This is a genomic window from Actinomyces polynesiensis (assembly GCF_000820725.1).
In the GTDB taxonomy this organism is placed as follows: Bacteria; Actinomycetota; Actinomycetes; order Actinomycetales; family Actinomycetaceae; genus Pauljensenia; species Pauljensenia polynesiensis.
In genome coordinates this window covers 1-8,797 of record NZ_CCXH01000108.1, presented here as the reverse complement: position 1 = coordinate 8,797, position 8,797 = coordinate 1, and the positions used below count along the sequence as shown (strand labels likewise).

Below are 8,797 nucleotides of genomic sequence, written 5' to 3'. Positions count from 1 at the left end.
CACAGACCTCCGGCCCCCGGGCCGGACCACACGAAACACACCCGATCCCACCACGCACGAGACAGGCAACACTCCCCATGTGGCAAGCAACGCTCTACGAGTTCCTCGGCACCGCCCTGATGATCATCTTCGGTGTCGGCGTCCACTGCGACGACGTCCTCAAGCACACCAAGTACCGCGCCTCCGGGCACATCTTCGCGATCACGACGTGGGCCTTCGGCATCTCCGTCGTCCTGTTCATCTTCGGGGGGGTCTGCATCAACCCGGCCATGGCGCTGGCACAGGCCATCCTCGACCTCATCCCCTGGTCCTACTTCGCACCCTTCGTCATCGCCGAGTGCCTGGGTGGTCTGGTCGGGGCGCTCATCGTCTACGTGATGTACGCCGACCACTTCAAGGCCTCCGAGGACGAGGTCGACCCCGTCGCGATCCGCAACATCTTCTCCACCAACCCCAACCTGCGCAACCTCCCCCGCAACTACTTCGTGGAGACCCTGGCGACCTTCGTCTTCCTCACCGCCATCCTCGCCGTGGCCAAGTCCTACGAGTCGCTGCTGCCCATCGGGGTCGGCATCATCGTGTGGGCCGTCGGCATGGGCCTGGGTGGCACCACCGGGTTCGCCATGAACCAGGCCCGCGACCTCGGCCCGCGCATGGCGTACCAGATCCTCCCGATCCGCCACAAGACCTCCAACGACTGGCAGTACGGCCTGATCGTCCCCGGCACCGCGCCCTTCGTGGGCGGTCTGCTGGCCGCGCTCTTCGCCCGCTACGTGCTGCACATCTTCTGAGCAGGAGGAACACCCACATGCCCACCGCATGGATCGACGCGACAGCCGGGGTGGCCGGGGACATGCTCCTCGGCGCCCTCATCGACGCGGGTGCGCCCGTGGCCGGGATCCAGGAGGCACTCGACGCCGTCCTGCCAGGCGCGTTGCAGGTCAGCACCGAGGAGGTCACCCGCGGCGCGGTGCGCGCCTGCCACGCCCGGGTCCTCCAGGTGGGGGACCGCTCCCTGGAGCGGACCTGGCCGACGATCCGCGCACTGCTGTCCGACGCGCCCCTGGCGGCGTCGACCCGGCGGCGGGCACTGGCCGTGTTCGAGCAGCTGGCGCGGGCCGAGGCCCGCGTCCACGGCGCGACGCCCGAGTCGGTCCACTTCCACGAGGTGGGAGGGCTGGACGCGATCGGTGACATCGTCGGCGTCTGTGAGGCGCTGCGACTGCTTGGGATCGAGGACCTGTCGGCCTCGTGGGTGGCGCTGGGCAACGGCCGCATCCACGCGGCTCACGGGCTCATGCCGGTCCCCGCCCCGGCGGTCCTGGAGCTCTCCCGCGGATGGCGGGTCCGGGCGCTGCCCGGGGTCGTGGATCCCTCCGCGGCGCACCACCACCATCACGGGCACGAGGGCGGCCACGGGCACATCCACGAGGGTGGGGCGGCGCACTCGCACGACGGTGGGCACACCCACGAGGGCGGGGCGGCACACACACACGACAGTGGGCACAGCCACGAGGGCGGGGCGGCGCACTCGCACGACGGTGGGCACTCGCACGAGGGTGGTCAGGTCCACCCGGACGGTGCGCACGAGCACGATCACATGCACCAGCACGACCACGCCCTCGTCCACCCGACCGCCGACCACGACCACACCCACCCCCACGCCGTCGAGGAGGCCCCCGCCACCACGGGTGACCCCCGTGACGTCGGGGAGCTCGCCACGCCGACCGGCATGGCGCTCATCCGTGCGCTCGCCACCGAGTCCGACTCCATGCCCGACATGTGCCCGGGCCGTGTGGGGATCGGCGCCGGTGGACGTGACATGCCGGGGTGGGCGAACTGCGTGCGCGTCGTCCTCGAGGACACCAGCGAGCACGTGAGGGGCACCGACCCCGGCGCCGGGAGTGCCACCAGCACCAGCGGAGTCCAGGACGGCGAGGGTCACGGCGGTGCGGACCACGGCAGTGCGGAGCTCGTGGGCGCAGGTCACGCCAGTGACCATCTGACCGGCGTGGACGACGAAGGCATGGTGGAGCTGCGCGCCAACCTCGACGACATCGACCACCGGCTGATCCCCGGCGTCATCCAGGCCTGCCTGGACGCCGGGGCAGCGGGCGCCTGGGTCACGCCGATCCAGATGAAGAAGGGACGCCCCGCCGTCATGGTGCAGGTGCTCGTGGCGCACTCGCACCGCCCGGACGTCGTCGACCTGCTCCTCACCACCACACCGACCCTGGGAGTCCGGGAGTCCCCCGTGACACGCACCGTGCTGGAGCGGGACTTCGTGCGGCTCGACCTGGACGGGCAGCCCCTGACCGTCAAGGTCGGTCATCGCGGCGGACGCATCGTCCACGCCCAGGCCGAGTTCGCCTCCGTGGCCGAGATCGCCCGGAGGAGCGGCCGCAGTGAACTGGACGTGTCCCAGCAGGCCACAGCCGCCATCGTCGCGGCCGGTCTGACCCCGGGGGCGCCCTCGTCAATCATCTGACCCACCACCCGACGACCCGATCCCCACACCCGCCACCACGGTCCCCTCCCGGACACCTTGGAGAACTCCCCGTGCACCTGCCCCGCCACACCGTCACGATCACCGTGGTGCTCGCCATCCATCTCCTGGCGGCCGCGTTCCTCCTGGCCGGGCACGCCGCTGGCGCCGTGCCGCCAGCCCTGGCCGGGTTCGCCTACACGCGCGGGCTGCTGCACGCCCTGGACGCCGACCACCTGTGCATGATCGACGGCTCCACGCGCAAGCTCCTCGGGGAGAGGCGCAACCCCAACGGTGTGGGTCTGGCCTTCAGCCTCGGCCACTCCACGGTGGTGCTCGCCGCGGGCGCGGCAGTGGTGCTCGGGGCGTCCTGGGTGAACACCGTCCTGGACACCCGGTCCGACGAGGCCCGGGTCCTGGGGCTGGTCGGCGCGGGGGTGTCCGCCCTGTACCTGCTGGCCGTCGCCGCGGCCAACGTCCCCAACCTCACCCACCACCACGACCACAGGCAGCCGACAGGACCGTGGGCACGGCTGCTCACCGGACCCCTCGGCCACGTGCGCCACGCGGGGCACATCTACCTCTTCGGCATCCTCTTCGGTCTCGGGTTCGACACCGCCTCGACGATCAGCCTGCTCATGGTCACGGCGCTGGCCACGCTGTCCGGGTCCAGCCCTGTCGTGCTCATGGCCCTGCCCCTGTGCTTCACCGCCGCGATGACGCTGGGGGACTCCGTGAACGCCAACCTCATGCTGCACGTGTACTCCCACGCGGCCGCGTCCACCCGGGCCCGTTTCAACACGGTCGTCACCGCGGTCTCGATCGGGTGCGCCCTGCTGGTCGCGACCGCCACCTCCCTCGACATCGCCGCCGCCGTCACCGGGCGGCCGACCCCGGCACTCGACACCGCCCCCGTCGGGTGGACGCTCCTGGCGGTGGCGGTGGTCGGGAGCGCGGCCATCGTGCTGCTGCGCCAGGGTCGGGTCCGCCACCACGCCGTCTGAGACGTGCCGCCCCCGACGTCGGGACGGAGCGGACCTCGGGGCCAGAAGTGAGCGGACCTCGGTGGGAGAACAGAGCGGACCTCGGGGCCAGAAGTGAGCGGACCTCGGTGGCAGAACAGAGCGGACCTCGCGGGGGTCGGTCAGAGGCTCCAGATGCCACCCAGGGTCGTGGCCCTCAGGTGACGGGCGGAGTCGATGTCCGACCCGGCCACGCCGGGCAACCAGTCGTAGGCGGCGGGACGGAGCTCGTCGATCTCGTCGAAGAAGCTCTGGGTGACGTCCACGACGGCGCCCTCGTCCAGACGCAGTTCAGAGGACCCGTGGGCGATCTGCCACCGGACCTCGATGCCCGCCACGAGCATGAGCCGCCAGGAGTCGCGCTGGGCCACGGCGAACTCGACCTCGTCGGCGCTCAGCCGGATCGGGCCCCCGTTCTCGACGACCACCTTGACGTAGACGAGCTCGTCGCCGTCATCGGCCAGGATGTCGAAGGGCGCGACGTCCACGCTCGTCACGTCCCATCCCTCCCCCAGGTCGATGCGCATCTGGGTGCGCGTCAGCGAGACCGCATAGGCGCTCTTCGCCGCCTCGACGGCCTCACGTCGACCGCCCTCGCCGGTGGTGGGCTCCGTGGTGCCACCGCCCTCGAGTGCCTCCAGGAGGACGTCGGCGACATGGTCGGACAGGCGCAGCACCGGGACGGCGGTGTCCCAGGCGAGTCCGGGGAACTCCTGCTCGACGACGTCGAGCGTGAGGGGGTGGCGCCACGGGAGCATCGTGTCCACCGCGACGTCGATCCAGGCGCAGTCCCCGGCGCCGTCGCCCTCCCCCTCCCCGGCGCCGTCACCAGCGTCGGGATCCACCCCCCAGTAGGTGCCCCCCACGGCGGACCCGGTGCCCAGCACCCCGGGAGGTCCGTCCTCGCGGCGCCAGAACACGATGCGGTCCCCATCGGCGACCTGCAGGGCCGGATCGACCTTCCACGTGGCCACGTGCGCCCACCCGTCCGCGAGGTCCTCGCGCGCGTCCTCCCACTGGTCCTCGTCCAACGAGGGCTGGGGGCTCCAGCGCAGCAGGAAGGTGGACATGAGCGACTCCTCGCGATGGTCAAGGACTCACCAAGGCTACCGCCGTCTGTGACCGGCGTCTCCTCCGTCCGTGTCCACCGCAACCGGGAGCCGGGACGGCCGTCCACGCCGCACTGCGTGAACGGGCGCCCCACAGACGCTGGATGCCCCCGATCCCGGAGGACGAGGGCACCCAGACGGTGGACACCCGAGGCGGCGGGGTCCACACCCTGAATCTAATCGAGCAGCCCCGACCGCACACCTCGGGAGGCTCAGTTGATCGAGGGATGGTCCGATCGGGGCCCGACACGCGCGGGGGGAGGGGAGGCCCCCCAGCTCCTGACCACAGGCAGATGTGGGTTACCGCGGTTGCCCTGCCCGCGCGGCCGAACGGTCTGTGAACCATCCCACAGCCACACCCGCACGTGGGCTGGTGCCGTGGGTCGCGCCCCCGGCGGTCCCGGGGCCGGGCCCGCGCACAGTCGCCGCCGCGGGACGGGCGCCGCCCCCACATCGCAGTGCCCGCACGCCCCACACGGACCGCCACCCGGATCCCCCGTGTCACACACCGCGACCTCGGCGGCTGCTGTGGCGGGCCTTTAAAATGCCCCTGACCTGCATCTTTACTAAACGGCGACCATTCGTTACCTGAATGTAACACCCACATGGTGGTCCCTAGACGCGATGTGCCCGCCGTTTGGCTACAGTTCTGAGCGCATCTGGCGAACCCCATCCCAGATCTCAGTCCATGTGCATCCCAGGAGGGACCATGAATTTGAAGCGATCGTGGCTGGCAGTGCCGGCCGTCATCGCCCTGTCGCTCACCGCCTGCTCCAGTGGCGGTGCCGCATCAGGCGAGTCCGGCGCGTCAGGCGAGTCCGGGACGGCCGCGGCCTCGACGGGCATCGTCTCCGTCAACGGCTCCGAGCCCCAGAACCCGCTGATCCCGACCAACACCAACGAGGTCGGCGGTGGAAGGATCATCGACCTGATCTTCGCGGGCCTGGTCTACTACGACGCCGACGGTGCCACCCACAACGAGATGGCCGACTCGATCACCTCGGATGACAACATCACGTGGACGATCAAGCTGAAGGAGGGCCAGACCTTCACCGACGGGACCGAGGTCAAGGCCGAGAACTTCGTCAACGCCTGGAAGGCCGGCGCCAAGAACGCCGATCTCTCCGCCTACTTCTTCGAGCCCATCGAGGGCGCCGACGAGGACGGCACCGGTGACCTCACCGGCCTCAACGTCGTCGACGACTACACCTTCACGGTGAAGCTCAAGCAGGCCGAGTCCGACTTCCCCTCGCGCCTGGGCTACTCCGCCTTCTACCCGCTGCCCGACTCCACCATCGCCGACCCCGATGCCGGCGGCAAGAACCCGGTCGGCAACGGCCCCTACAAGCTGGCCTCGGCCGATGCGTGGGTCCACAACGAGAAGATCTCCCTGGTCCCGAACCCTGACTACAAGGGTGACCGCAAGGCCCAGAACGGCGGCGTGGACATCATCTTCTACACCGACCAGAACGCGGCCTACGCCGATCTGCTCTCCGACAACCTCGACGTCCTCGACGCGGTCCCGGACTCGGCGTTCCAGACCTTCGAGAGCGAGCTCGACGGCCGCTCGGTCAACCAGCCCGCCGCGATCTTCCAGTCGTTCACGATCCCGCAGAACCTCGAGCACTTCTCCGGTGACGAGGGCAAGCTGCGCCGCGAGGCCATCTCCTACGCGATCGACCGCGACTCCATCACGGACAAGATCTTCTACAAGACCCGCACCCCCGCCAAGGACTTCACGTCCCCCGTGGTCGACGGGTTCAACGACGCCATCCCGGGCAACGAGGTCCTCACCTACGACCCCGACAAGGCCAAGGAACTGTGGGCCGAGGCTGACAAGATCTCGCCGTGGTCGGGCTCCTTCACCATCGCCTACAACTCCGACGGTGGCCACCAGGCCTGGGTCGACGCCGTGGCGAACTCCATCAAGAACACGCTGGGCATCGACGCCGAGGGCAACCCGTACCCCGACTTCGCCTCCCTGCGCACCGACGTCACCGACCGCACCATCAAGGGCGCCTTCCGCACCGGCTGGCAGGCGGACTACCCCGGCAAGTACAACTTCCTCGCGCCGCTGTACGGCACGGGCGCCGGGTCCAACGACGGTGACTACTCCTCCAAGGAGTTCGACGACCTCCTGGCGAAGGCCGCTGCCGCCGACTCCGTCGACGACGCCAACAAGATCCTGGACCAGGCCCAGGAGGTCCTCCTCAAGGACCTGCCGGCCATCCCGCTGTGGTACGCGAACGTCGTGGGCGGCTGGTCGACGCAGGTCGAGAACGTGACCTTCGGCTGGAACTCGGTCCCGCTGTACTACGAGATCACCAAGCAGGGCTGAGGTCCTGACACCACCGGGAAGCCGGTGATCGATCGCACGACGCTGTGGCGGGCGGGGAACACTCCCCGCCCGCCACAGCCGTGTCCGCCCTCGTCACGGGACACCTCGGGTCCCGCGCACACCCCACCCACCGCGGACCTGACGCCCACCCTGTGCTCCACGACATATGACAACGCTTTGCGCAGCGTTTACCCTATGCTCTCAGGGGTGGCCAACCGTTCCGCGGCGACCACGTCCACCGAGGCCCGCAACCCGGGCCGAGGTGGGACCCCATGACTGTGAACGCGACTGACGACGCGTCCACCGTCCGGATGTGACCCACCCGGACGGTGAATGGATCGCACGCGCCCCGTCCATTCCCGAAGGAAGCACCCATGCCCCGATACATCGGACGGCGACTCCTGCAGACCATCCCGGTCTTCTTCGGAGCCACGTTCCTGATCTTCGCGATGGTGTACCTGATGCCCGGCGACCCTGTGGCCGCCCTGGGCGGTGACCGGGGGCTCAGTCCCACGGTGCAGGCACGCATCCGCGCCGAGTACAACCTGGACAAGCCCTTCTGGCTCCAGTACCTGCTCTACCTCAAGGGCGTCTTCACGCTCGACTTCGGGACAACCTTCTCCGGACGTCCGGTGTCGGAGGTCATGGCCCACGCCTTCCCCATCACCATCAAGCTCGCGCTCTACGCGCTCGCGATCGAGGCGATCCTGGGCATCGCCGCCGGTGTCGTGGCCGGCATCCGGCGCGGAGGCTGGTTCGACTCGACCGTCCTGGTGGTCTCACTGCTCGTGATCTCCGTGCCGACCTTCGTCATCGGCTTCGTCATGCAGTTCGTCGTCGGCGTCAAGTGGGGGATCCTCCCCGCCACCGTCGGGGCGAACGTCTCCCTGAGGACACTGACGATGCCTGCCATCGTGCTGGGCGCGCAGTCGCTGGCCTACGTGCTGCGGTTGACGCGTCAGTCGGTCTCGGAACACATCACCGCCGACTACGTGCGCACCGCACGCGCCAAGGGGCTCAGCAACGGCTCCGTCATGCAGCGCCACGTGCTGCGCAACTCCCTCATCCCCGTCGTCACCTTCCTCGGTGGCGACCTCGGGGCGCTGATGGGCGGCGCGATCATCACCGAGGGCATCTTCAACATCTCCGGCGTCGGCGGGACCCTGTGGCAGGCCATCATCAAGGGCGAGCCCTCCACCGTCGTGTCCGTCACCACCGTCCTGGTGCTCGTCTACATCGTCGCCAACCTGGTGGTGGACCTGCTGTACGCCGTGCTCGACCCGAGGATCCGCTATGAGTGACCACCACATTCCATCCGCCCGCATCGAGCGCACCCGCAAGGGCCAGCAGCACTACGTCTCCGACGTCGACGAGACCGGTCTGGGGGCCGTGGACGCCGTCTCCGACGAGTCCGCCCCCTCCTCCATGTGGGGCGAGGCCTGGAAGAACCTCCGACGCAAGCCCACCTTCTGGGTGGCCGCACTCATCATCCTCGCCGCCGTCGTGGTGTCCCTCTTCCCCGGGCTCTTCACCTCCCAGGACCCGCGCTACTGCGACCTGTCCAACTCCCTGGCCTCCGCCACCGCAGGTCACCCCTTCGGCTTCACCCGGCAGGGCTGCGACATCTACTCCCGCGTCATCTACGGAGCCCGGGCCTCCGTCTCGGTCGGCATCTTCACCACCATCGCCGTGGTGATCATCGGCGGCGTCGTCGGGGCCCTGGCCGGGTTCTTCGGGGGCTGGCTCGATGCCCTCCTGTCCCGGATCACCGACGTGTTCTTCGCGATCCCCCTGCTGCTCGCCGCGATCGTGTTCATGCAGATGTTCAAGGACGACCGCAACG

6 protein-coding genes and 1 pseudogene are annotated in these 8,797 nt (G+C 69.4%); 6 read left to right on the top strand and 1 reads right to left on the bottom strand.

All coding sequences use genetic code 11. The features are described from left to right. Nucleotides 1-77: 77 nt before the first annotated feature. From larD to TA90_RS04885, 3 genes are all read left to right on the top strand, one after another. Nucleotides 78-791: a D/L-lactic acid transporter LarD gene (larD, locus tag TA90_RS04895; protein WP_043534898.1), complete on the top strand. Its 714-nt coding sequence runs from the start codon at nucleotides 78-80 to the stop codon at nucleotides 789-791. A gap of 17 nt (nucleotides 792-808) precedes the next feature. Further along, nucleotides 809-2,488: a nickel pincer cofactor biosynthesis protein LarC gene (gene larC, locus TA90_RS04890; RefSeq protein ID WP_043534897.1), complete on the top strand. Its 1,680-nt coding sequence runs from the start codon at nucleotides 809-811 to the stop codon at nucleotides 2,486-2,488. A 71-nt stretch (nucleotides 2,489-2,559) separates the two neighbouring features. Continuing rightward, nucleotides 2,560-3,489 (top strand): HoxN/HupN/NixA family nickel/cobalt transporter, encoded by a 930-nt coding sequence (locus TA90_RS04885; RefSeq protein WP_052450526.1) that lies wholly within the window; start codon nucleotides 2,560-2,562, stop codon nucleotides 3,487-3,489. Nucleotides 3,490-3,629: 140 nt separating this feature from the next. On the opposite strand, the gene TA90_RS04880 is transcribed toward TA90_RS04885, so the two are convergent. Next, nucleotides 3,630-4,577, bottom strand: a complete 948-nt coding sequence (locus tag TA90_RS04880; protein ID WP_043534896.1) for a protein NO VEIN domain-containing protein — start codon at nucleotides 4,575-4,577, stop codon at nucleotides 3,630-3,632. A 748-nt stretch (nucleotides 4,578-5,325) separates the two neighbouring features. On the opposite strand from TA90_RS04880, the gene TA90_RS04875 reads away from it, so the two are divergent. The 3 genes and pseudogenes from TA90_RS04875 to TA90_RS04865 form a co-directional block, all read left to right on the top strand. Continuing rightward, the gene (locus TA90_RS04875; protein WP_043534895.1) at nucleotides 5,326-6,954 is read left to right on the top strand and encodes a peptide ABC transporter substrate-binding protein; all 1,629 of its coding nucleotides are present in this window, start codon (nucleotides 5,326-5,328) and stop codon (nucleotides 6,952-6,954) included. A gap of 374 nt (nucleotides 6,955-7,328) precedes the next feature. Continuing rightward, nucleotides 7,329-8,255 carry an ABC transporter permease gene (locus TA90_RS04870; RefSeq protein ID WP_043534894.1) on the top strand — a complete coding sequence of 309 codons (927 nt, stop codon included), beginning with the start codon at nucleotides 7,329-7,331 and terminating at the stop codon, nucleotides 8,253-8,255. Beyond that, nucleotides 8,248-8,797, top strand: a pseudogene (locus TA90_RS04865) (ABC transporter permease); the annotation flags it as partial. The gene TA90_RS04870 and the pseudogene TA90_RS04865, both read left to right, overlap by 8 nt.

Excerpts from the sequence above, each read along its gene's own strand:
- larD (WP_043534898.1), top strand. The coding sequence starts at position 78 with ATGTGGCAAGCAACGCTCTACGAGTTCCTCGGCACCGCCCTGATGATC.
- larC (WP_043534897.1), top strand. The coding sequence starts at position 809 with ATGCCCACCGCATGGATCGACGCGACAGCCGGGGTGGCCGGGGACATG.
- TA90_RS04880 (WP_043534896.1), bottom strand. The coding sequence starts at position 4,577 with ATGTCCACCTTCCTGCTGCGCTGGAGCCCCCAGCCCTCGTTGGACGAG.
- TA90_RS04875 (WP_043534895.1), top strand. The coding sequence starts at position 5,326 with ATGAATTTGAAGCGATCGTGGCTGGCAGTGCCGGCCGTCATCGCCCTG.
- TA90_RS04870 (WP_043534894.1), top strand. The coding sequence starts at position 7,329 with ATGCCCCGATACATCGGACGGCGACTCCTGCAGACCATCCCGGTCTTC.